Annotated in this window: 19 protein-coding genes; 14 read left to right on the top strand and 5 right to left on the bottom strand. The window is 72.9% G+C overall.

Annotation, left to right across the window (positions count from 1 at the left end):
* The first annotated feature begins 2 nt into the window (after positions 1-2).
* From AB0L45_RS26600 to AB0L45_RS26590, 3 genes are all read left to right on the top strand, one after another.
* A complete protein-coding gene (locus AB0L45_RS26600; RefSeq protein ID WP_365844111.1) occupies positions 3-2,879 on the top strand; it encodes an SUKH-4 family immunity protein in 2,877 nt (958 codons plus the stop codon).
* Positions 2,880-3,062: 183 nt separating this feature from the next.
* Positions 3,063-4,022 carry an LCP family protein gene (locus AB0L45_RS26595; protein ID WP_365844206.1) on the top strand — a complete coding sequence of 320 codons (960 nt, stop codon included), beginning with the start codon at positions 3,063-3,065 and terminating at the stop codon, positions 4,020-4,022.
* Between the two features lie 187 nt (positions 4,023-4,209).
* A complete protein-coding gene (locus AB0L45_RS26590; RefSeq protein WP_365844109.1) occupies positions 4,210-5,337 on the top strand; it encodes a cellulose-binding protein in 1,128 nt (375 codons plus the stop codon).
* Between the two features lie 332 nt (positions 5,338-5,669).
* Here AB0L45_RS26590 and AB0L45_RS26585 read toward each other — a convergent pair whose 3' ends face one another.
* A complete protein-coding gene (locus AB0L45_RS26585) occupies positions 5,670-7,163 on the bottom strand; it encodes an MFS transporter (RefSeq protein ID WP_365844204.1) in 1,494 nt (497 codons plus the stop codon).
* A gap of 424 nt (positions 7,164-7,587) precedes the next feature.
* Between AB0L45_RS26585 and mfd the strand changes: the two genes are divergently transcribed.
* From mfd to AB0L45_RS26545, 8 genes are all read left to right on the top strand, one after another.
* Positions 7,588-11,124, top strand: coding sequence for a transcription-repair coupling factor (gene mfd / locus AB0L45_RS26580; RefSeq protein WP_365844107.1), 3,537 nt, complete (start codon positions 7,588-7,590; stop codon positions 11,122-11,124).
* A 131-nt stretch (positions 11,125-11,255) separates the two neighbouring features.
* The gene (locus AB0L45_RS26575) at positions 11,256-11,663 is read left to right on the top strand and encodes a hypothetical protein (RefSeq protein WP_365844105.1); all 408 of its coding nucleotides are present in this window, start codon (positions 11,256-11,258) and stop codon (positions 11,661-11,663) included.
* Positions 11,660-13,105 (top strand): putative T7SS-secreted protein, encoded by a 1,446-nt coding sequence (locus AB0L45_RS26570; protein WP_365844104.1) that lies wholly within the window; start codon positions 11,660-11,662, stop codon positions 13,103-13,105. Before AB0L45_RS26575 ends, AB0L45_RS26570 begins: the two co-directional genes overlap by 4 nt.
* The gene (locus AB0L45_RS26565) at positions 13,102-13,719 is read left to right on the top strand and encodes a hypothetical protein (RefSeq protein WP_365844102.1); all 618 of its coding nucleotides are present in this window, start codon (positions 13,102-13,104) and stop codon (positions 13,717-13,719) included. Before AB0L45_RS26570 ends, AB0L45_RS26565 begins: the two co-directional genes overlap by 4 nt.
* Positions 13,716-13,961, top strand: a complete 246-nt coding sequence (locus tag AB0L45_RS26560) for a hypothetical protein (RefSeq protein ID WP_365844100.1) — start codon at positions 13,716-13,718, stop codon at positions 13,959-13,961. The genes AB0L45_RS26565 and AB0L45_RS26560 overlap by 4 nt, the downstream gene beginning before the upstream one ends.
* Positions 13,962-13,963: 2 nt before the next feature.
* Positions 13,964-14,569, top strand: coding sequence for a hypothetical protein (locus AB0L45_RS26555; protein WP_365844098.1), 606 nt, complete (start codon positions 13,964-13,966; stop codon positions 14,567-14,569).
* Entirely contained in the window at positions 14,566-15,225 is a 660-nt protein-coding gene (locus AB0L45_RS26550; protein ID WP_365844096.1) for a hypothetical protein, read from the top strand. Before AB0L45_RS26555 ends, AB0L45_RS26550 begins: the two co-directional genes overlap by 4 nt.
* Positions 15,226-15,775: 550 nt before the next feature.
* Positions 15,776-15,913, top strand: coding sequence for a hypothetical protein (locus tag AB0L45_RS26545; RefSeq protein ID WP_365844094.1), 138 nt, complete (start codon positions 15,776-15,778; stop codon positions 15,911-15,913).
* A 24-nt stretch (positions 15,914-15,937) separates the two neighbouring features.
* On the opposite strand, the gene AB0L45_RS26540 is transcribed toward AB0L45_RS26545, so the two are convergent.
* On the bottom strand, positions 15,938-16,519 hold the full coding sequence (locus tag AB0L45_RS26540; RefSeq protein ID WP_365844092.1) for a chemotaxis protein: 582 nt from the start codon (positions 16,517-16,519) through the stop codon (positions 15,938-15,940).
* A gap of 86 nt (positions 16,520-16,605) precedes the next feature.
* Complete coding sequence (locus AB0L45_RS26535; RefSeq protein WP_365844090.1) at positions 16,606-18,075, bottom strand: DUF2079 domain-containing protein; 1,470 nt, start codon at positions 18,073-18,075, stop codon at positions 16,606-16,608.
* A 79-nt stretch (positions 18,076-18,154) separates the two neighbouring features.
* On the opposite strand from AB0L45_RS26535, the gene AB0L45_RS26530 reads away from it, so the two are divergent.
* Positions 18,155-18,952, top strand: coding sequence for an HNH endonuclease family protein (locus tag AB0L45_RS26530; RefSeq protein ID WP_365844088.1), 798 nt, complete (start codon positions 18,155-18,157; stop codon positions 18,950-18,952).
* A 180-nt stretch (positions 18,953-19,132) separates the two neighbouring features.
* Here the strand turns inward: AB0L45_RS26530 and AB0L45_RS26525 are convergent, their stop codons facing one another.
* Positions 19,133-19,342, bottom strand: coding sequence for a hypothetical protein (locus tag AB0L45_RS26525; protein WP_365844086.1), 210 nt, complete (start codon positions 19,340-19,342; stop codon positions 19,133-19,135).
* A 308-nt stretch (positions 19,343-19,650) separates the two neighbouring features.
* Between AB0L45_RS26525 and AB0L45_RS26520 the strand changes: the two genes are divergently transcribed.
* Complete coding sequence (locus tag AB0L45_RS26520) at positions 19,651-20,292, top strand: SurA N-terminal domain-containing protein (RefSeq protein ID WP_365844084.1); 642 nt, start codon at positions 19,651-19,653, stop codon at positions 20,290-20,292.
* Positions 20,293-20,412: 120 nt separating this feature from the next.
* Positions 20,413-21,423: a nucleoside triphosphate pyrophosphohydrolase gene (locus tag AB0L45_RS26515; protein ID WP_365844082.1), complete on the top strand. Its 1,011-nt coding sequence runs from the start codon at positions 20,413-20,415 to the stop codon at positions 21,421-21,423.
* Here AB0L45_RS26515 and AB0L45_RS26510 read toward each other — a convergent pair.
* On the bottom strand, positions 21,369-22,634 hold the full coding sequence (locus AB0L45_RS26510; protein ID WP_365844080.1) for an MFS transporter: 1,266 nt from the start codon (positions 22,632-22,634) through the stop codon (positions 21,369-21,371). The genes AB0L45_RS26515 and AB0L45_RS26510 overlap by 55 nt on opposite strands.
* Positions 22,635-22,776 lie beyond the last annotated feature (142 nt).

Genomic DNA, 22,776 nt, shown 5'->3' with positions numbered 1-22,776 from the left:
CGGTGGTGACGTTCGCGCAGGCGCAGGAGCGTGCGGAGCGCTGGGTCAACGGGGACGTGCCGGGTCCGTTCCAGCGTGAGGTGCGGGTGCGGGAGTTCGACCTGGGGTTCGTGGCGTGGGCGGAGGACCGGGAGGGCGGGCCGACGACTGACGGTGGCCGGGCCCGCTTGGTGATCGCGCGGGACAGCGGGGAGACGACGCTGTGGCCGGGGCTGCCGGTGGGTGAGGTGATCCGGCGGTACGAGGAGGAGTACGGCGCGGTGGCGGAGGCCGCCGTGGCGGAGGCCCCGCCGCAGCGGATCGACCTGGAGGCGACGTCGTTCCTGCTGACGCCGCCGGAGTGGCTGCAGGAGGCGGCGGACCAGATCGGCATGGGGGACCGGCGGACGTCGGGTGCGGGGGTGGCTGTGCCGTCGTCGGGCGCGGTGGCTGCGCCGTCGGGCACAGTTGATGCGCCGGATGGCCCGGTTGCGTCGTATGTGCCGGATATGCCGGATACGCCGGAGCCGGTGCGGGACGCGGTGCCTCCGGCGGAGCCACCGTCCGTACCCGTGCAAGCCCCCTCCGTACCGGATCGGACTGCTCCCGTACGGGACGAGCCGGGCGACGCCACCCCCTGGGCGGGTACGGACATCCGGGCGGACGAGGACGCCGACGACCGTTCGGTGGGGCTGCCCGCGACGGTCTTCGCGCCGCCGCTCGCCGGGTTCGACGACGAGGACACGCTGCCACCGAGCACCCGGGCGGAGGCCAAGACGGAACTGCTCGCGGGCGGCAGCCAGTTGCCGCGGACGATGCTGGCGCCGGCGGTCGAGGAGCCGGGGCCGGCCGGGCCGGTGGCACCGCCGATGCCGTCGTCGCCCCCGCCGGGCCCGTCGGCGTCCGGTCCGGACGCCGACGGCCTGTCCGCGCTGCCGCCGCCGTCCGGGCCGCCGATCGCCGATGTGCCGCCGCCTCCCGCGTACGCGGGGCCGGGCGGCGGGTCCGGCACGCCGGGTTCCGAGGGGCCCGGTGCGCCGCTTCCGCCGCCCGCGCCGCCTGCCGCCGGTCCCGGTGGCGGGGTGCACGCGGCGGCGACGATGCTGGCGGACGGTTCGGCACTGCCGGGGAACGCGGGCGGTCCGCCGCCGCCTCCCGGTGTGCCGGGTGCGCGCGGCGATGGCCGTACGGGTGCGGACGCGCCGGACGGGGGTGCGGACGAGGCCGCGCGGCCGTCCGCGTCCGGAGCCGCGCCGGCGCCGCCCGCTGCCGCTCCGGCGGGCGGGTACATCCCGACGCAGCTCGTCTCGCAGCTCGACGCCGATCAGCTGGACCTGAGCGCGGTGGACGGCCCGGAAGCGGCCGCGTCGGGCGAGGAGCAGGGCCCGCCCGCGCCGCCCGCCGCCGGTGCCGGTACCGGCGGGGTGCACGCGGCCGCGACGATGCTGGCCGGTGGCGCCGCACTGCCGTCCGACGGGTCCGCTTCCGGTGGCCCGGGCGGTGGCCCCGGCGTGCCGCCGCCCACGGCGCCGCCGGCCGCGCCGCCCGGTCCGCCGGGTGGGCCGAAGGCGGCCGGTGTGCCGGGCGAGCCGGCCGTGTCCGGTGACGCGGGCGGTCCGCCTCCGCCGCCGTCGCCTCCGCCGTCCGCGCCGCCCTCGGGCGGTCCCGGCGGTGGGGTGCACGCGGCGGCGACGATGCTGGCCGACGGCGCGGGCGGCCCGGCCGTGCCGGGTCAGGGCGTGTCCGGTCCCGGTGTGCCGCCGCCCGCCGTCCCGGGCCCGCCCGGGACCGGTCCGGCCGCATCCGGCCCGCCCGGAACCGGTCCCGCCGCTTCCGGTCAGGCCGTGCAGCCGCCCGCCGCCGCGCCGCAGGCCTCCGGCTCGTACGGCTATCCGCAGGCGCCGCCGTCCGGGCAGCCGACGGTCGGCCCCGGTTACATGGCCGTACTGAGCTACCGCGCGCCGGACGGCTCGGAGCAGAAGATCGTGCGGCGTTCCGCGCCGGGCACCCCGCATCCGGAGTGGCAGCTGCTGCACGAGCTGCGCGGGATGAACGTGCCGCCGCAGCAGGTGGTGGAGCTGCACACGGAGCTGGAGTCGTGCGACCTGCCGGGCGGGTACTGCGCACGGATGGTCCGTGAGACGTGGCCGCAGGTGCGCGTCAGCCACACCGCGCCGTACGGGACGGAGCACGCCTCGCGCCGGCAGGGCATGCGCCACCTGCTGGCGCACCAGGGTGAGCTGCACCAGGTGGCGGACGGGCCGGCGCGGCCCGCTCCGGTGCGGGTGCCGTTGCCGCACCCGTCGCAGGTGCAGCCGGTGCCGCCGGTGCCGCCGCAGGTGTTCGGGCCGGAGCTGGAGCAGGCGTTCGGGCCGCAGGGGATCTTCCGTTTCGATCAGCGGGCGGTCTCGCGGCACGGGGTGCCGGACGTGGTGGCGCAGACGCTGGTGTGGGCCGGGCTGCCGGTGGACTTCGGGCCGTTCTTCTGGGCGCAGGCGCAGCCGGGCCGTCCGGTGCCGACGCTGGCGGAGCTGGCGGCGGAGCGTGGCGTGCGGCCGGCCGCGGACGCGGGGTCGTACCTGGTCATGGGCAACGACTTCGGCCGTCAGCTGTGTGTGCAGTACGGGACGGCGCACATCGTGGCGGTGCCGTTGGAGGCCGCCCCGAACGGTCAGCCCGCGGTGCCGCAGTTCGTCAACAGCGGGCTGCCGGAGTTCGTGCGCTGTCTGGCGATGCTGGGCCGGATGTGGCGGCTGCGGTACGGGCTGACGCCGGAGCAGGCGGGGCGCTGGACGGTGGACTTCCAGGCGCAGCTGGTGGCGTTGGACGCGCCGGCGCTGGGATCGCCGGAGACGTGGTGGTCGGTGCTGCTCGAACAGATGTGGGACGGGCTGCTGTAGGGCGGGGCGGGCGCGCGCCGGTGACGGTGTGCCGCCTCCGGCGGCGCTCGACCTGCGGGACGGGCGCGGCGCCATGATCCTTCGTATATGGATCAGCCGTCGCCGTCACCGGAGGGCACCTCGACGCTGTACCGGGCCGGGCGCGGCGGCCGCTGGGGCCGCCGTACGGGCGGGCGCCGGCGGCTGTCCTGGCCGAAGCGGATCGCGCTGGTGCTGCTGGTCCTGGTGGTGCTGGCGGTGGCGGGCGGGGTCACGCTGTACGTGTGGGCGGGCGGTCAGGTGCGCCGTACCGACGCCGTCGCGGACTACGAGGGCCGGCCGTCGCCGGGCCAGGGCACGAACTGGCTGCTGGTCGGTTCGGACAGCCGGGAGAGCCTGACGCCGGAGCAGCGCGAGCGGCTGCACGTCGGCAACGACGAGGGCCTGAACACCGACACGATCATGGTGCTGCACCACGGGGACAGCGGCCCCTACCTGGTGAGCCTGCCGCGGGACAGCTACGTGGCGGTGCCGGGCCACGGCCGGAACAAGGTGAACGTGGCATTCGCCGAGGGCGGACCGAAGCTGCTGACGCGCACCGTGGAGCAGGCGACGGGGCTGCGGATCGAACGCTACGCCGAGGTCGATTTCCTCGGCTTCGTGAAGGTGGTGGACGCTCTGGGCGGGGTACGGATGTGCCTGGACAAACCGCTCAAGGATGAGAAGTCGGGTGCCGACTTCCGGGCGGGGTGCCAGGAGATGGACGGAGTGCGGGCACTTGCGTACGTACGGGCGCGTTATACGGATCCGGAAGGCGACCTGGGCCGGGTCAGGCGGCAGCGGCAGCTGATCGGCGCGCTCGGCGACAAGATGCTCGGGACGGGTGTGCTGCTCAACCCGTTCGCACTGGTCCCGGCGCTGGACGCGGCACTGTCGGCGCTGACGGTGGACCGGGCGGCGGGCGTGCCGGACCTGGCGCGCCTGGGCTGGTCGATGAAGAAGATCGCGGACGGGGCGGGTGCGGCGACCACCGTTCCGGTGGCGAACCCCGGGGTGAACCTGGGCGGTCTCGGTGATGTGGTGGAGTGGGACGAGCAGGGAGCGCGGCGGCTCTTCCAGGCTCTCCGCGAAGATGTCCCGATTCCGACTTCTGGCAACAATTGACGCATCCTTGGACGATGGAAAGGGGCGGAGTGTCGCGTAACGGTCGCTTCGAATCGATCCAGAAAGATGTGCGCGGAATCGCGCCGCACATCGGAGAGGGGCTTGAGGGATGAGTGCATCGGTTTCGCCTCACGGGTTCGAGATCGTACGAGGACGTGGCTACCGTCCCGAGGATGTCGACCGCCGGGTGGAAGGGCTCTCGATCGACCGTGACTCCTGCTGGGAGCGCGCGGCGCGGCTGACGGTGCTCGCCAACGAGATGACGGCCGAGCTGGCGGAGCTGCGGGAGTACGTCCGGCAGCTGCCGCCGCAGACGTACGAGTCGCTGGGCGACCAGGCGCGGCTGATCCTGACCACGGCGGAGTCCGAGGCGGCGCGGCTGCGCAAGGACGCCGAGGAGGCGGCCGAGCGGGCGCGCGAGGAGGCCGAGGCGTACGCGCGGCAGATCCAGGAGGCCGCGGACCGGGCGGCGCAGCAGCTGCGGGACGAGACCGAGGACCAGGCGCGCCGTACGGTCGAGGCGGCGTGGGCCGAGGCGGACGGCATCGAGGCGGCGGCCGTCAAGGACGCCAAGCAGTGGCGGACCGCGGCCCAGGAAGCGCTGCACGAGATGGAGCGGCGCACCGCCGAGATGCTGCGGGAGCAGGAGCAGGAGCACACCGAGGAGTGGGAGGCGGCCGGCCGCGACCTCGCCGCGCAGGAGGCCGACCTCGAACTGCGGGTGGCGGAGCTGGAGGAGCTGGGCCGCGCCAAGGTCGCCGAGGCGGAGCGCATCCTCGCGGAGGCCGAGGAGGCGGCGCGGCACCGCGACGAGGACGCCGAGGCGCGCGCCGCCGATCTGCTGGCGCAGGCCAGGGTCGAGGTCGAACGGATCGAGCGGGCCACGGACCGGATACTGCGGGAGCACACGGAGCGGCGCGAGAAGGTGCGCGAGCACATGACGCACGTGCGCAACACGCTGGCGGCGCTGACCGGCAAGGCTCCCGACGAGGACGGCGAGGACGGGGGCGAGGGCGAGCCGGTGGACGGCGCGGCCGAGGGCGCCGACGGCGTCGGGGGCGCGGGGGCCACGACGAGTGTGGACGGCGGCACGGTGCTGCTGGAGAAGGCCGAGGGTGCGCCGGGCGGCGAGGGCCAGGACCTGGTGGAGGCCGGGACCGGTGGGGTCTTCGAGGTGAGTGAGAACGGTGTGGCCGAGGGGGCTGCGGCATCCGGGCCCGACGCGCCGGCCGCCGACACGCGGGCGCCGGTGGACCCCGACAACGAGGACACGCTGGAGACGAAGCTGCCGCAGCTGCCCGGGGAACAGCGGTGACACGGGCCGCGCACCCCGCGGGGAAGGCGCCGGGCGCTGGACGGCGACCGCGTCTTCCCCGGTGGGCCCCCTGAACGCCTGCGCCGTGCGCCCGGGCGGGCAGCGGCTTTCGCACCGCCTCTGAATGCGGGGAGATGCCACCGTGTGCGGGTCCTGCCCGTCCGCGTCCACCGAGCCGCCTCCGTACGCAGGGAGGTGCCCGGATGCCGGGAGGTGCCCCGGGCTTCGGGTGAGCCCCGGGTACCGGGAGGTCTCCGGACGCCGGGAAGCCCCCGGCCACCAGGAGACGCCCCGCACGCCGGCCGTCAGCCGTCGCCCGGCTCACCGGGCCGTCAGCCGTCGCCCGGCTCACCGGGCCCGTCACCGCTCTCCCCGTGGACCGGGAAGCGGCGCGGCGCGAGCAGCAGCAGGACCAGGAAGGCGAGTGCGGCGGCGGCCGCGGCGCCGAGGTAGACGTGCTCGACGGTGGCGTCCACGGCGCGCCGCAGGTAGTCGGCGGCGCGGTCGGTGAGGGTGCCGGCGTGGGCCAGCGCGTGCGAGACGGAGTCCAGGTCGCCGGGCAGGCCCGGCCGGATGTCCGCGGGCGCCGAGTTGAGCCGGCCGTTGAGGGTGGCGTTGGCGACGGCGCCGAAGAGGGCGGCGCCGACGCTCTGGCCGACCTGGCGGCAGAAGAGGATCGAGGCGGTGGCGGTGCCGCGCTCCTCGAAGCCGACCGAGGACTGCACGCCGATGATCAGCGGCAGCTGGAAGATCCCGAGGGCGGCGCCGAGCGCGAACATGACCAGCGCGGGCTGCCAGGCGGCGCCGGGGTAGGGGAGCAGCGGGAAGGCGAGCAGCACCAGCGTGGCGGCGCCGATGCCGGTCATGGCGCAGGCGCGGATGCCGATGCGGTGGTAGACGTGGCTGCTCAGGGCGGCGGACACCGGCCAGCTCAGGGTCATGGCGGAGAGCACGAAACCGGCCGCGGTCGGGCCGAGGCCCAGGACGGCCTGGGCGTAGGTGGGCAGGAAGACGGTCGGCGCGACCATGAGCAGGCCGACGGCCCCGAGCGCCAGGTTGACGGCCGAGATCGTCCGGCGGCGCCAGACCCAGCCCGGGATGATCGGTTCGGCGACGCGGCGTTCGACGACGACGGTGGCGGCGGCGCACCCGGCGCTGCCCGCGAGGAGCAGCAGCGAGGGCGCGGAGAGCCAGGGCCAGGCGACGCCGCCCTGGACGAGGGCGGTCAGCAGCAGACCGCCGCAGGCGAAGATCGCGAGTGCGCCGGGCCAGTCGACGCGGGGGCGCCGGGTGCGCTCCCGTGCGGGCAGCGATTCGCGCAGGTGCCGTACGACGAGCCAGAGGGCGAGGGCGCCCACCGGCAGGTTGACCAGGAAGATCCAGCGCCAGTCGGCGTACGCGACGAGCAGGCCGCCGAGCGCGGGACCGGCGACGGAGGAGGTCGCCCAGACGGTGGACAGCTTGGCCTGGATCCTGGGGCGTTCCTTCATCGGGTACAGGTCGGCGGCGACGGTCTGCACGGTGCCCTGGAGGGCGCCGCCGCCGAGGCCTTGCAGGACACGGAAGGCGATGAGGGAGGCCATGTTCCAGGCGGCCGCGCACAGCAGCGACCCGGCGAGGAAGACGATCACGCCGGTGACGAGGACGGGCTTGCGGCCGAAGGTGTCGGAGAGCTTGCCGTACACGGGCAGGGTGACGGTGACGGCGAGCAGGTAGCCCGAGAAGAGCCAGGAGAAGACGGCGAAGCCGCCGAGGTCACCGACGATCTGCGGGACGGCGGTCGCGATGATCGTGGAGTCGAGCGCGGCGAGCGCCATGCAGAGCATCAGGGCGGCGACGACGCGGCCGCGCCGGGCGGGGGCGGTGGCCGTGGGGGCGGCCGTCGCGGGTGCGGACGTCTCCGCTGCCGGGCCGCCGCCCGCCTCCGTACCCGTACCTGTACCCGTCCCCGCTCCTGTCCGCCTCCCTCCCCCCGTCCCCGGCCCCACCCCCGGCCCCGTCTCCGGCTCCGGCCCCGCTCCCTGACCCCTGGTCTCCTGGCTCACGTGCTGTGCCCCCCTCGGCTACTGCGTGTACGTAACACCCTTCCATGCGGGCGGCGTCACCGGAACGGTGCTTTCGGGACCGGCGGCCGGGGCGAGTGGAACGCGGGTGTCAGTAGGGAGTCGTACTCTTGGGGAAACCCGGCCCGTCGCACGTGCCGGGCTGCTCGCGTTGTTCGCCTCACCAGGACGGGAAGCCTTAGATCTCATGAGCCTGACTGGTCTGCTCGACGCCGTCGTCCAGGACCCGGCGCTCGCCGAAGCCGTGCGGGCCGCGGCTGACGGCAACCGTCCCCATGTGGACCTGGTGGGCCCGCCCGCCGCCCGTCCGTTCGCCGTCGCCGCCCTCGCGCGCCGCAGCTCCCGTACGGTCCTGGCGGTCACCGCCACCGGCCGGGAGGCCGAGGACCTGGCCGCCGCGCTGCGCTCGCTGATGCCGGCCGGCGAGGAGAACGCGGTGGTGGAGTACCCCTCCTGGGAGACGCTGCCGCACGAACGGCTCTCGCCGCGCTCGGACACGGTCGGCCGGCGCCTCGCCGTGCTGCGCCGCCTGGCCCACCCCAGCCAGGACGACTCCGCCGCCGGACCCGTCTCGGTGGTCGTCGCGCCCGTACGGTCCGTGCTCCAGCCGCAGGTCAAGGGCCTGGGTGACCTGGAGCCCGTAGCGCTGCGCACGGGACAGACGGCGGACTTGGAAGAGGTCGTGGACGGGCTGGCGGCCGCCGCGTACGCGCGTGTCGAACTGGTCGAGAAGCGCGGCGAGTTCGCGGTGCGCGGCGGGATCCTGGACGTGTTCCCGCCGACCGAGGAACATCCGCTGCGGATCGAGTTCTGGGGCGACGACGTCGAGGAGATCCGTTACTTCAAGGTCGCCGACCAGCGGTCCCTGGAGGTGGCCGAGCACGGCCTGTGGGCGCCGCCGTGCCGTGAGCTGCTGCTGACGGCCCAGGTGCGGGCGCGTGCCGCGGACCTGGCGGAGCAGCACCCGGAGCTGGGCGAGCTGCTGGGCAAGATCGCCGAGGGGATCGCCGTCGAGGGCATGGAGTCGCTGGCGCCGGTGCTGGTGGACGACATGGAACTGCTGCTGGACGTGCTGCCGGAGGGCAGCATGACGGTGGTGTGCGACCCGGAGCGGGTACGGACGCGCGCGGCCGACCTGGTGGCCACCTCGCAGGAGTTCCTCCAGGCGTCGTGGGCGGCCAGTGCGGGCGGGGGAGAAGCCCCCATCGATGTCGGCGCGGCCTCCCTCTGGGGCATCGCGGACGTCCGGGACCGGGCGCGCGAGCTGGGCATGATGTGGTGGACGGTGAGCCCGTTCGCCGCCGACGAGGAGCTGGACGAGGACACCCTCAAGCTGGGCATGCACGCCCCGGAGACGTACCGCGGCGACACCCAGCGCGCGCTGGCCGACACCAAGCGCTGGATCGCGGACGGCTGGCGGTCGGTGTTCATCACCGAGGGGCACGGCCCGGCGGCCCGTACGGTCGAGGTGCTGGGCGACGAGAACATCGCGGCCCGCCTGGACCCGGAGCTGGGCGAGCTGTCCCCGTCGGTCGTGCACGTCTCGTGCGGGTGCCTCGACAACGGCTTCGTCGACCCGGGCCTGAAGCTGGCGGTGCTGACCGAGACGGACCTGACGGGCCAGAAGTCGGCCAGCAAGGAACTGGGCCGGATGCCGGCCCGCCGCCGTAAGACCATCGACCCGCTGACCCTCCAGGCGGGCGACTTCATCGTCCACGAGCAGCACGGCGTCGGCCGCTACATCGAGATGGTGCAGCGTACGGTCCAGGGCGCCACCCGCGAGTACCTGCTGGTGGAGTACGCGCCGGCCAAGCGCGGCCAGCCCGGCGACCGCCTGTACATCCCCACCGACCAGCTGGAGCAGGTCACCAAGTACGTGGGCGGCGAGGCGCCGACGCTGCACCGCCTGGGCGGCGCCGACTGGACGAAGACCAAGGCGCGCGCCAAGAAGGCGGTCAAGGAGATCGCCGCCGACCTGATCAAGCTGTACTCGGCGCGGATGGCGGCGCCCGGTCACACCTTCGGCCCGGACACCCCCTGGCAGCGCGAGCTGGAGGACGCGTTCCCGTACGCGGAGACGCCCGACCAGCTCACGACGATCGCCGAGGTCAAGGAGGACATGCAGAAGTCCGTCCCGATGGACCGGCTGATCTGCGGCGACGTCGGTTACGGCAAGACCGAGATCGCGGTGCGCGCGGCGTTCAAGGCCATCCAGGACGGCAAGCAGGTCGCGGTGCTGGTGCCGACGACGCTGCTGGTGCAGCAGCACTTCGGCACGTTCACCGAGCGGTACGGCCAGTTCCCGGTCGTCGTCAGGGCGCTCAGCCGCTTCCAGACGGACACCGAGGCCAAGGCCACCCTCGAAGGGCTCAAGGACGGTTCGGTCGACCTGGTCATCGGCACCCACCGGCTGTTCTCCTCCGAGACCAAGTTCAAGGACCTGGGCCTGGTCATCGTCGACGAGGAGCAGCGGTTCGGCGTCGAGCACAAGGAGCAGCTGAAGAAGCTGCGCGCCAACGTGGACGTGCTGACGATGTCGGCCACGCCCATTCCCCGTACGCTCGAAATGGCGGTCACGGGCATCCGCGAGATGTCCACGATCACCACCCCGCCGGAGGAGCGGCACCCGGTCCTGACGTTCGTCGGACCGTACGAGCAGAAGCAGATCGGCGCCGCCATCCGGCGTGAACTGCTGCGCGAGGGCCAGGTCTTCTACATCCACAACCGGGTCGAGTCCATCGACCGGGCGGCGGCCCGGCTGCGCGAGATCGTGCCGGAGGCCCGGATCCAGACCGCGCACGGCCAGATGGGCGAGGCACAGCTCGAACAGGTCGTGGTCGACTTCTGGGAGAAGAAGTTCGACGTACTGGTCTCCACGACCATCGTGGAGTCGGGCATCGACATCTCCAACGCCAACACCCTCATCGTCGAGCGCGGCGACAACTTCGGCCTGTCCCAGCTGCACCAGCTGCGCGGCCGCGTCGGCCGGGGCCGCGAGCGCGGTTACGCGTACTTCCTCTACCCGCCCGAGAAGCCCCTGACGGAGACCGCGCACGAGCGCCTGGCCACCATCGCCCAGCACACGGAGATGGGCGCCGGCATGTACGTCGCGATGAAGGACCTGGAGATCCGCGGCGCCGGAAACCTCCTGGGCGGCGAACAGTCCGGCCACATCGCCGGCGTCGGCTTCGACCTCTACGTCCGCATGGTCGGCGAGGCCGTCGCCGATTACCGCGCGTCCCTGGAGGGCGGCGTGGAGGAGGAGCCACCGCTGGAGGTGAAGATCGAGCTTCCGGTGGACGCGCACGTCCCGCACGACTACGCGCCCGGCGAGCGGCTGCGCCTCCAGGCGTACCGCGCGATCGCCGCCGCGTCCTCGGAGGAGGACATCGCAGCCGTCCGCGAGGAACTGACCGACCGCTACGGCAAGCTCCCCGAACCGGTCGAGAATCTCCTCCTCGTCGCCGGCCTGCGCATGCTCGCCCGCTCCTGCGGCGTCACGGACATCACCCTCCAGGGCTCCAACATCCGCTTCGGCCCGGTCGAACTCCGCGAGTCCCAGGAACTCCGCCTCAAGCGCCTGTACCCGCGCACGGTCCTCAAGCCCGCCACCCGCCAGGCCCTCGTCCCCCGCCCGACCACCGGCAAGATCGGCGGCAAGCCGCTGGTCGGGCGGGAACTGCTGGCGTGGGTGGGGGAGTTCCTGACGTCGATTCTGGGCTGAGAGGGGCGGGGCGGCGGGCGTCTCGCCGTCCCGCGACGGGGGCGCCCCGAGCCGACTTTCCTCCCAGAGCGATTGGTTACCATGCCGCGGCAGACCGAACGAGGCATAACGAGGCATGGGGGGAGAGCGTGATGGGCGGTAAGTTCCAGGTCGAGACGCATGAACTCGACCAGCTTTTACGGCAGTTGAGCGCCGGACGTGACGACATGGAGAAGGCGCTCAACGCCCTGGAACACGTGGGGCCGAAAAGCACGGGCAGTGTGGCCCTCGACCACGCCTGCGACGAATTCCACGACAGCTGGGACGATGCGATCAAGAAGATCGCGAAGGGCACCCAGCAGATCGAGGAGAAGCTGAAGGCCACCAAGAACAACTACGAGGAGACGGAACGGGCCATCCGGGACGCCATGTCCAAGGGTGCGGCCCCGACGCTGCCGGCCCCGACGGCCCCGCCCAACGTGGGGACGTACCCGAGCGGCCCGCGGCCGTCGACGCCGGCCCCGACCCCGTCGGCCGGCCCCGGAGCGGCTGCCCAGTGAGCGGCGACAAGGAATTCCCCAGCCTCGGTTTCGACCCGGCGCCGGGAAGGGTCGAAAGCGTCGAAGACCTCAGCAACAAGATCAACCGTGCGTCCAGCGGTCTGGAAAGCGCTCACAAGACGCTCATGGGCATCGCCAAAGGCGGCAAGACATGGGAGGGCCTGGCGGCGAACGCCTTCACCCAGCACGTCGGTGACCTGCCGAAATCCCTCTCCGACAGCGTCGACGCGCTGAAGCAGGCGTCCACCCAGCTCGGTGGCTGGCGCGGCAAGCTGTCCGAATACCAGACCAAGGCCCGCCAGTACGAGGCGGAGGCCAAGGCCGCCAAGGAACACATCAAGACGCAAGAGGCGGCCCACGACCGGGCGACGAACGACTACAACCAGGCCGCTTCGGCCCCGGCCTTCCGGCTCGCCGGCCAGTACTTCACCGACCAGGCGGCGCTGAACGAGGCGCAGAGCAAGCTCGACGCGGCCCAGTCCCGGCTGAAGTCCGCCGGCCGGCAGCTCGACACCGTCGGCAAGCGTCTCGACGCGGCCAAGGACGAGCTCGACGACATCGTCAAGAAGGCCAAGGAGCTCCTCGAACACCACCAGTCCGACGCGCGGGACGTCGCCGACAAACTGCGCAAGGCGAACAAGAACGCACCGGACATCAGCCTCTTCGAGCGCCTCGGGGATGCCTTCAAGCGTCTCGGCCACGCCATCAAGGAATGGTGCGTCAAACACGCCGACCTGCTGAAGACGATCGGTGACTGGCTCGGCAACATCGCCGGTGTGCTGGGCGTCCTCTCCCTCCTCACCATGTGGTGCCCGCCCCTGTCCGGCGCCCTCGCGCTGGCGGGCGGCGCGCTGTCCCTGGGATCGCTGGCGGCACACGCCGGGGCCAAACTGGGCGGGGCCAAGGTGAGCTGGACGGACCTGGGCATGGACGCTGTCGGTGTGATTCCGTTCGGTAAGTTCGCCAAGGTTGGTGCGGTGGGGAAGGTCAAGGTGCGGGTGGGGACCAGGGAACTGGTCGACACGGCGACGGGTGCGCGCAACGTGGTGAGAGACGTGGACAAGGTGGCCCGGGTGAACCATCTTGAGGGACTGGTGCAGCGGGGCGTCGCCACCAGCGACGACCTCGCGAGGGGAAGAAGTATCGGTCCCTTCGAGCGTGCCGAGGGGCGGGTTTTCAAGGCAAACGGCGGGTTCTCCAACCGTATGAGTCTGGCCTGGGAGAATCACGTCAGCGGCACCATGGCGTCGGGCATCAAGGAACAGGGCTGGGCGCAGACGCTGAAGAAGATCCCCGGAGTCGCGGACGCCGATTCCTTCAAGGCGGCCCTCCGGGCGGACGGCACACTCGACCCCATGTCCTGGTGGTCCAAAGGGCCGCTCGTCGGTCAGGGCACTGTCAGTGCCGGGGTGGGCATTTACCAGACCACGACCGAGGGATGAGCATGGCCCACCGGCAGGAGACGGGCGGCGGGCCCGCACACCTCTCCCGGATCTGGCTCCTGGTGTGGTTCGTGCTGCAGTGGCTGGTGCTGCCGCTTGCTGTGGCACTCATAGTGATCTGGTACGTCTGCGCGTTCCTCGCGAACGCGGTCGTCGAGAGCACGCCCCGCTTCGATTACCTGGTCCAGATCTACGTCGGCCCCCAGCGGCTCGCCCGCGAATGGAGCCGGGATCCGGCCCGTTGGGAAGACCACTTCCGGGCACTGCTGCCCAAGTTGCGTGCGGAAGCGGCGAAGATTTCGTCGCCTGGTCAAGTGGGGTACCCGCTCCGGGCGCGGCTCAAGTACTTGGCCACGCACGCGCGCGCGGAGCACGAGGAGCGCTCCGACCTCTTCGCCGACGTCGCGTTCATCGTTCCTGTGCAGCACTACCGCGGATGCGGACCGGAGGCCGCCCGGCGCATCGCCCGGGCCGACGGCTGGCGGATCATCGCACCCGGGGAGCACATGGCGAGAGACGTGGCGCCCGACGACGACCAGGGCCTCACCCTGGCCCTCCCGAACCCGCGCAACAACCCGTCATCACCCCCCAGCACCCCCTCCGAAAGGTCATGACAAAGCCCACCCAGCTCCAGATCGAGATACCGGACGGATTCCACACCCTCGGCCTCGAAGGCGACGACGCCTACCGTGCGGACTGCGTCCGGGAGATGGCGGACCTCGTCTGGTCCGAAGGGACCGACCTCCAGCGCGACACCATGGCGGTTGTCTACGGCGAGTGGTCCAAAGGCCCGCTCGTCGGGCAGGGCGCCGTCGGCGCCGGGGTGGGCATCTACCAGACCGCGACCGAGGGGTGAGCGTGAACCGACGGCAGGAGAAGGGGGGCGGGCCCGCGCACCTTCCCCGGACGTGGCTCCTTGTGTGGTTCGTGTTGCAGTGGCTGGTGGTGCCCGTCGATCTGGTGCTCATGGTGGCCTATTACGTCCTCGCGTTCCTCGCGGACGCGGCAGGCGACCACAAGCCCCACTTCCACTACGCGGTGCGGCACTACGTCGGTCCCCGGCGGCTCGCCCGCGAATGGAGCCGGAACCCGGACCGTTGGGAAGACCACTTCCGGGCACTCCTGCCCAAGCTGCGTGCGGAAGCGGCGAAGGTGTCGTACCCGCCGGGCCGCCAAGTCGAGTACCCGCTCCGGGCGCGCATCAAGTACCTGATCACGCACACCAGAGCGGACCACGGAGCACACCCCGACATCGCGTTCACCGTGCCCGTGCAGCACCACCGCGGATGCGGACCGGAGGCCGCCCGGCGCATCGCCCGGGCCGACGGCTGGCGGATCATCGCGCCAGGAAGTTCCACCGGGAACGGCCTGGCCCCTGACGACCGTCATGGCCTCATGCTGGCCATCCCGAACCCGCGCAAGAACCCGGCACCACCCCCCAGCACCCCCTCCGGAAGGCCATGACAAAGTCCACCCAGCTCCAGATCGAGATACCGGACGGATTCCACACCCTCGGCCTCGAAGGCGACGACGCCTACCGTGCGGACTGCGTCCGGGAGATGGCGGACCTCGTCTGGTCCGAAGGGACCGATCTCCAGCGCGACACCATGGCGGCCGTGTACGACGAGATGGCCGAGACCTTCGCCGACGACGGGGCGTTCTACGCCGGCGTCTGCTTCGTGGGTATGGACGACGACCGCGTCAGTACGGCGTCGGTGGTCGCCAGACTCGACGACGCGGATGCGACCGATGCCGATGTCGTCGCCGCCGGCCTCGCGGAGGCGCTGTCCCACACGACGACGGAGGTCAGCACGGTGCGGGTGCCTGCCGGGCCGTGTGTGGTGTCCTTCCACGGTTCGCAGTGGGCGCCGGCCGAGGGCGCCGAGCCGCTCGCCATCGCCCGCGTGGACGCGCAGATTCCCGTGCCGAGCCGCTCCCAGCTGCTGACGCTCTCTCTCAGCACCCCGTCGCTGACCGAACTGCCGGTGTACGTCAATGTGCTGCGCCTCATCGCCGAATCCGTGACGGTCATGGACGCCGAGTCCCCGTCCGCCCCCGGTGCCGAAGCCGTCACCTCACAGCACAGTGTCGCCGACGACATGCGTGCCGCCTTCGGCTGAGGTGCCGACCTGGTTCCACAGCGGCGTTTGTGCCGTCTTCCGCCCCATTCAGGCACCTTGCTGGTGACCGGGGGGAGATATCGCTCTATGGTCGGGTGGCTCCGTGAGTCCCACGGGTGCTGCCCGGCCTCAGAGAACTGGATGTTTCCCCGTGATAAGACCCCGCCGCGCCGCCCTGTCCGCCGCCGCTCTGATCACTGCGGCTCTGGTCGCCCTTTCCGGATGTACGCCGGACGGGGGCGCGGACAAGGGTGGTGCGGCCAGTCCGTCGGCGACGGCCTCCGCGAGCGCGTCGCCCTCGCCGTCCGCTTCTCCGTCGGACAGCCCCAGTCCCCGTGCCACGCCTGAGGCCACCGAGCCGCCGCCCGCGCCGACGAAGTCTGCGGCTCCGGTGCCGACGCGTAAGGCGTACGGGAGCGGTGGGGGTGCGAGTGGTGGGTCCGGGGGCGCCGGCGGGACTTCCGGAGGGTCTGGATCCGGTTCCGGATCCGGTGGTTCGGGTTCCGGTGGTTCGAGTTCCGGTGGTTCCGGGAGTGACGCGTCCGGTGGCGTGATCCTCGCGCCGTCCGGCAATCACTACCGCCGTGGGCAGTTCTGCAAGAAGGCGCACCTCGGGCTGACGACGAAGGACGCGCACGGCGCGACGCTGTCCTGCGAGATGCAGAGCGGGCGTCCGCACTGGCAGTGAGCGGGGGCGGGTGGCCGGGGCGGCTCAGACGATGTGCGCGGCGATCCGCTGTGCGCAGGTGAGCGGGTCGGTGTCGGTGGTGTCGACCTCGATGTCGTAGGTGACGCCCTGGTGGACCAGTTCGGCCTGGGTCGCCGCCATGCCGGTGATGCGGTCGCCGCGGGCGGCCTCGCGGGCGGCGGCCGTCTCCGGGGCGCAGCGGACGCCGACCCACAGGACCGTCAGGCCCTTGAGCGTGCGGCGCCAGCGTTCCTGGCCGGCGCCGCCGGCGAGGAAGACCTCGTCGAGGAGGACGCCGGTGCCGGTGCGGGCGACGGCGGCGACGCCTTCCTGCCAGTCGGTCTGGAGGGCTTGGAAGACCGGCCCTACGGTGATGCTGCCGTCGGGCGCGAGGCCGAGGCCCGGTGCGTTCGCGGACGCCTCGGGGGTGACGAGGGACGGCGGCAGCGCCTCGATGAAGGAGTCGACGCCGAACGTCAGCCAGGGCCGGGGCAGGAGGTCCTGGAGCTGCCGGATCACGGTGGACGTGCCGGAGCTGGAGCCGCCGTTCAGGACGACGACGTCGGTGCGGGGGTGGGCGCCGGGGTGCGAAGGGGCGGTGGTCATCGGGACACCGTATGCAGGGGGCGGCGGCCGGCGCTCCGTAATTTCACGGTGCGGGCCGGGCTGCCCGGCACTGCGGGAGGACGGGGTCAGAGCCGTCCGATCCGCTGGAACACCGCCACGTCGCCGGCGGCGCCGAGGAGGCCGTACACGGCCTTGGGGTGGCGCTTGCGGGCGTCGTCCAGGGCCTGTTCGGGCTTGCGGCCGTCGTGCAGTTCCACCGCGACGTAGTCGGGGGCGATCCCGCGGGTGTCCCCTATCCAGAAGACCCGGGTGCGGTCGGTGAGCCGGGAGATGGGCCGTATGTCGGCCTCGACGGTGGCGCCGTCGGGGATACGTTCCAGCAGGTGTTCCGCGGCCGTCGCGGACGGCGGTTTGCGGTAGGTGCCGGCCTCGGTCAGGCGGGCCAGCGGGAGCGTGGTGGTCAGCGCCAGCGCGGCGGCCAGGGCGGCGGCGGGCAGGTGGTGGGCGTACGAGCGGAGCCAGGGCCGCGCGGAGACCAGGGCGCGCGGCAGCGCGTCGGCCAGGGCCAGGAAGACCACCGGCATCAGGACGGCGTTGTAGTGCCAGTCGACGCCCCAGTAGTGCGGCTCGTGGGAGACGAACCGCCACCCGAGGGTGGGCAGCGCGGCCAGCAGCAGGGGGGAGCGCAGCGCGAGCAGGCCGGTGGTCGGCAGCAGGAGCCAGAGCAGGGTGCGTACGGCGGTGTCCAGCGGGATGCGGGGGGCCGGGCCGCCGTCGCCGCTGAGCTTGTTCCAGTAGTCGTACGAGCCGGAGCCGTTGAAGCCGGGGATGATCACGCCGAGGGTGACGGCGGTGGCGGCGAGACCGAAGACGACCAGCCCGACGGCGAGCGGTACGGCGCGCCGCGCCCGGACGAGGATCAGCGCGCCGATGGCGGCGGCGGTGACGCCCAGGTCCTCCTTGACCAGGACGAGCGGCGCCGCCCAGCACACCGCCGCGGTCCAGCGCCCGCGCAGCACCGCTTCGAGTGCGAAGGCGATGAGCGGTACGGCGAAGGCGATCTCGTGGAAGTCGAAGTCGACGGCCTTCTGGAGGCCCCAGGAGAGTCCGTACGCGACACCGACGGCCAGGCCCCGGCCCGGCCCGAGGAACCGGGTGGCGGCGCGGGTCACCGGCACGGTGGAGAGGGCGAAGAGGAAGGCCTGGGCGAACAGGAGCGTCAGGGCGCCGGGGAAGACGCGGTAGAGCGGGGCGAGCAGGACCAGTACGGGGCTGAAGTGGTCACCGAGGATGTTGGTGCCCGGGCCCTTGAGGTCGGCGACGGGGGCCCGCAGGTGCGCGTAGGCACGTATGGCCTGTTCGAATATGCCGAGGTCCCAGGAGGACGTCGCCATCGAGCGGAAGCGCAGCGCGGAGACGGTGGCGAACAGAACGAAGAAGACCGCGGCGGTCCAGTAGGGGAGCAGGCGCGGGCCGAGCGGGGCGGCGCTCCGGGCGGGGAGCCGGCCGGGGGCGGGAGCGGGGGCGGGTCCGGTCCCGGCGACGGGCACGGACGGCGTGCTGCCGCTGGCCGCGGTTGCTGTGGCCGTGTCCATGGGCGTCCTTACTCTCAACTTCCGAAAAGATATCCGAGGCCGCTGAACCGGCCGGTATTGTCGCCTGCTTTGAGATGGGATGTCCCTCTTGCTCCGGATACGGACCGCGTCGTCGCCCCGCGTCAGGACCCTGCCCAGCACCCGCCGCCGCGGCGCCGTCGCCGCGGCCGGGCTCGCCGCCCTGCTCGCCCTGACCGGCTGCACACCCGGCGGGGGCAAAGGGGGCGGTAAGGGAGAAGACGGCGGCACGGCGCCGTCCGTTCCCGCCGCCGGCGGCACCGCGCTGCACGCCGTCGGCACGCTCACCGTCAAGGGCCGCGCCCCCAAGACCGGCTACGCCCGCGCCCGCTTCGGCACGGCCTGGGCCGACACGGACGGCAACCACTGCGGCACCCGCGACGACATCCTCAAGCGGGACCTGACGGCGGTGCGCTTCACCGACGGGCACTGCAAGGTCGCCTCCGGGACGCTGACGAAGGACCCGTACACCGGCCGGGCGGTCCAGTACGAGCGCGGGCGCAGCAAGGTGGACATAGACCACCTGGTGGCGCTGTCGGACGCGTGGCAGAAGGGCGCGCAGCAGTGGCCGGTGCGCAAGCGCGTCGCGCTCGCCAACGACCCGCTGAACCTGATCGCCGCCGACTCCTCCGCCAACCGGCAGAAGGGCGACGGGGACGCGGCGACGTGGCTGCCGGCCAACAAGGCGTACCGCTGTGACTATGTGGCGCACCAGGTCGCCGTGAAGAAGAAGTACGGGCTGTGGGTGTCGCAGGCGGAGAAGGACGCGATGACCGGGGTGCTGAAGGGCTGCCCGAAGCTGAAGCTGCCGTCGGGCGGCGGGCCGACGGAGGCGCCGGAGCGGTTCGCGGCGAAGTAGCAGCGGTACGGGGGAGAGAAAGCGCGACGGGCCGCCGGCCCGGTTCTGCACGGGGATGTACGACGGCTGGCCCGGTTCCGCACGGGGATGTACGACGGACCGCCGGCCCGGTTCCGCAGGTGCGGTTCCGGGCCGGCGGCCTTCGTCGTGCGTGGGGCCCGTACTCGGGGCGCCGGGCGGTCAGAGGGTGAGCTGCCAGTGGGAGGCCTTGTGGTCGAAGCCCGGGCGGACCTCGACGTCCAGGTCCTTCGCGCCGACCGGCACGTCGAAGGCGAAGTCCGCGGTGGCGGTCCGGCCGGCCGGCACAGAGCCGCTGAAGCCTGAGCCGGTCTTGCTGTCGTAGATCCGCTCGGCGGTCGTGCCGTCCTTGCCGGCCCGCGCCTCGATCATCACCAGGTCCGCGGCCCGCCAGGCGCTCCAGTTCCCCTTCGAGGCGCCTCCTGCACGACGCGGAACGGCTGCACGGCCCGCACGGCACCTTCCCGGCGGAGATCCGCCGCTCTCTGTACTGGCTGGGCCAGGTACGCGGCTGACCGGGCCGCGACGGGTAGGAAGCCGGAGAGAAACCGCCTTCCGGGCAACTCGTTGGTCGAATCAGTGGCCCGGACCCCGCGGACTCTTTAGCATCGGCATCGATCACCGCCAGGTTGGAAGAGCCGCACGTCGCCGCACTGTTGTCGCACCCGCCAGGAGGCCTGATGTTCCGCCGTAGGTCCGCGCTTCCCGTTTCCGCCGCCGCCGCGCTGCTGGCCGCCCCCCTGCTCACGGCCTGCGGCACGGACGCGCACCCGGGCGCCGCGGCCGTCGTGGACGGGCAGCGGATCACCGTCTCCGAGCTCCAGTCGCGCGTACGGGACGTCCGTACCGCCCAGGAGAAGTCCCCGCAGGCCGCCCAACTGGTCGAGAACACCGGCAAGCTGGGCCCCGCCACCCTCAACGGCATGATCTTCGACCGGGTGCTGGAGCGCGGCGCGCGGGACGCCGGGGTCACCGTCTCCCGGCGCGACGTGCAGCAGTGGCGCGCGGCGGCCGAACGCAGCGCGGGCGGCGCGGACCGGCTCAAGGAGATGTGGCTCCAGCAGGCCATCGCGCCCGGTGAGATCGACGCCGTGGTCCGCAACCAGCTGCTGCTGGACGGGGTGGCCAAGAGCCTCGGCGCCGACCGCGGGCAGCCGCAGGGCCAGCAGCGGCTCGCCGAGTCGCTCGCCAAGACGTCCAAGAAGATGCGCATCGACGTCAATCCGCGCTACGGGACGTGGGACGACAGCCAGGTCGTCCTCGGCGGGGCGAAGGAGCCGTGGGTCAGGAACGCGTCGGGGGCGGGGCAGCAGCAGACCTGAGCGGGGGAGGCACGGGGCGCGTAGTCCATACGCGGAGGCCGGGCCCGTGCCGGTCCCCGTCCCCGCGACGCCCCCCCGCCGGGCCGCCGCGCTGTCAGTGCCGTGCGTTACGTTCGTCGGGTGAACGCTGACGCCACCGACGCCCCCGGCACACCGCAGACCCCCGCCCCCGGCCGCCTGGTCCTGCTCACGACCAGCCATCGGGTCGCGCCCGGCCTGCTGTCCTGGCCCGCGTGGCAGACGCTGCGCGCCGCCGACCGCGTGCTGTGCGCCGACGACGCCCACCCGCAGCTGCCGTATCTGCGTGAGGCGGGCGTCGCGGTCGAGGCGGGCGTGCCCGGGGCCCGGGAGCTGGTGGAGTTCTGCCGGACCGGGGACCGTACGGCCGTCGTGATCACCTCGGCCGACGGGGACACGGAGCTGACCGACGGGCTCGCCCGGATGGCCGGCTCGGGCCGGGAGACCATGCCGGACCTGGAGCTGCTGCCCGGCTCCTACGACCTGCCGGGCGCCCGCCTGCTCGACCTCGTACAGATCATGGACCGGATCCGCCGGGAGTGCCCGTGGAGCGGGGTGCGCACCCACGAGGACCTGGCGAAGTACGGCATCGAGGAGATGTACGAGCTGGTCGAGGCGATCGAGGAGGGCGACCGGGAGGCGCTGCGCGAGGAGCTGGGTGACGTCCTCCTCCAGGTCGTCTTCCACGCCCGGATCGCCCAGGACGACCCGGACGAGCCGTTCTCCGTCGACGACGTGGCGGGCACGCTCGTGGAGAAGCTGATCAACCGCCATCCGCACATCTTCGGGGAGGACGAGGCCCGCACCCCCGAGGACGTGCGGGCTCACTGGCTGCGCGTGAAGGCGGACGAGAAGCGGCGTGCCTCGGTCACCGAAGGCATCCCGCTCGGCCAGCCCGCCCTGGCGCTGGCCGGCAAGCTGGCCTCGCGGGCGCGTACGGCCGGCATCGACGCCCTCCCGGCGGGCGAGGGCATCGGGTACGACCTGCTCGCCCTCGCCGTACGGGCCGAAGCCGCCGGCACGGACCCGGAGACCGCGCTGCGCGCCGCCGCCCGTACCTACCGGGACGCCATCCGGTCCGCCGAGGAGGCCGCCTCCGGCGCCGCGGACTGAGGCCCGGACCGGGCGCCCCGGTGCCGCAGCCGTTCGGCCGTCCAGACGGCGGCCACGGCCGCGCTCACCGCCACGCCCACGGCGCACACCCCGCCCCAGCCGGCCGCGCCCCACACCGCCGAGGTGAGCGCCGAGCCGGCCGCGCCGCCGACGAAGTAACTGGTCATGTAGGCGGAGTTGAGGCGGTTACGGGCCTCGGGGCGCACCGCGTAGACCAGGTTCTGGTTGCTGATGTGCACGGCCTGCACCGCCGCGTCCAGCACAATGACGCCGGCCAGCAGGGCCGCCAGCGACCAGGCGCCGCCCGTACCGCCGGCCGCCAGCAGCCCCCACGAACCGAGCAGCAGGAACCCGCCCACGCCGGTGACCCGGTGGGCCAGGCCCCGGTCGGCGAGCCGCCCGCCGACCGAGGCGGACAGCGAGCCGGCCGCGCCCACCAGGCCCAGCAGCCCGATCGCCGATTCCGACCACCCGTAGGAGGGGCCGGAGAGCAGGAAGGCGACCGCCGTCCACAGCACGCTGAACGCGGCGAAGGACAGCGCGCCGAGCGCGGCCCGCCAACGCAGTACCGGTTCCTGGACGAAGAGGGCGACCGTGGAGCGGATCAGCGCGGGGTAGCGCAGTCCGGCGGCGGTGTGCAGCGCGGGCAGCCGCAGCCGCAGCAGGACCGCCATCAGCAGCATCAGAGCGGCGTTGACCCAGTAGACGGTGCGCCAGCCGCCGAGGTCGGCCAGCAGCCCGGCCGCCGTACGGGCCAGCAGGATGCCCAGCAGCAGCCCGGTCATGACGGTGCCGACCGTACGGCCGCGCTCTGCGGGCGGCGCCAGGGAGGCCGCGTACGGGACGACGACCTGGGCGGCGACGGAGGACAGGCCGGTCAGCGCGGTGCCGATCAGCAGCAGCGTCCCGTTGGGCGCGCTCGCCGTCACGGTCAGGAAGACCGCGGTGGCCGCGCACAGGCCCACCGCCAGCCGCCGCCGCTCCAGCAGGTCGCCGAGCGGTACGAGCAGCAGCAGCCCGAGCCCGTAGCCGACCTGCGCGACGGTCACCACCAGCGCCGTGGTGGCCGCCCCCAGGCGCAGGTCGTGGCCGATGACGTCCAGCAGCGGCTGGGCGAAGTAGTTGCCCGCGACCGACAGTCCGGTCGCCACGGACATCAGCAGCAGCGTGCCGCGCCCCAGCCCGCGCTGCCCCTCTTCCTGGGAAGCCATCAGATCTCTTTCCGTACGCCGCGCCACCCCGTCGGTGTTGCTCCGTCCCTCAGCTTCCGGTGCTCCGGTCGATGAGTCCAATGCATACCTGTCATCCCATCCATCGCGGAGCACGATCGGACGGTGGCCGTGACGCGGCCGA

Source organism: Streptomyces sp. NPDC052496, from assembly GCF_040679095.1.
Classification (GTDB): domain Bacteria; phylum Actinomycetota; class Actinomycetes; order Streptomycetales; family Streptomycetaceae; genus Streptomyces.
This window is presented reverse-complemented; position numbering and strand designations above follow the sequence as displayed.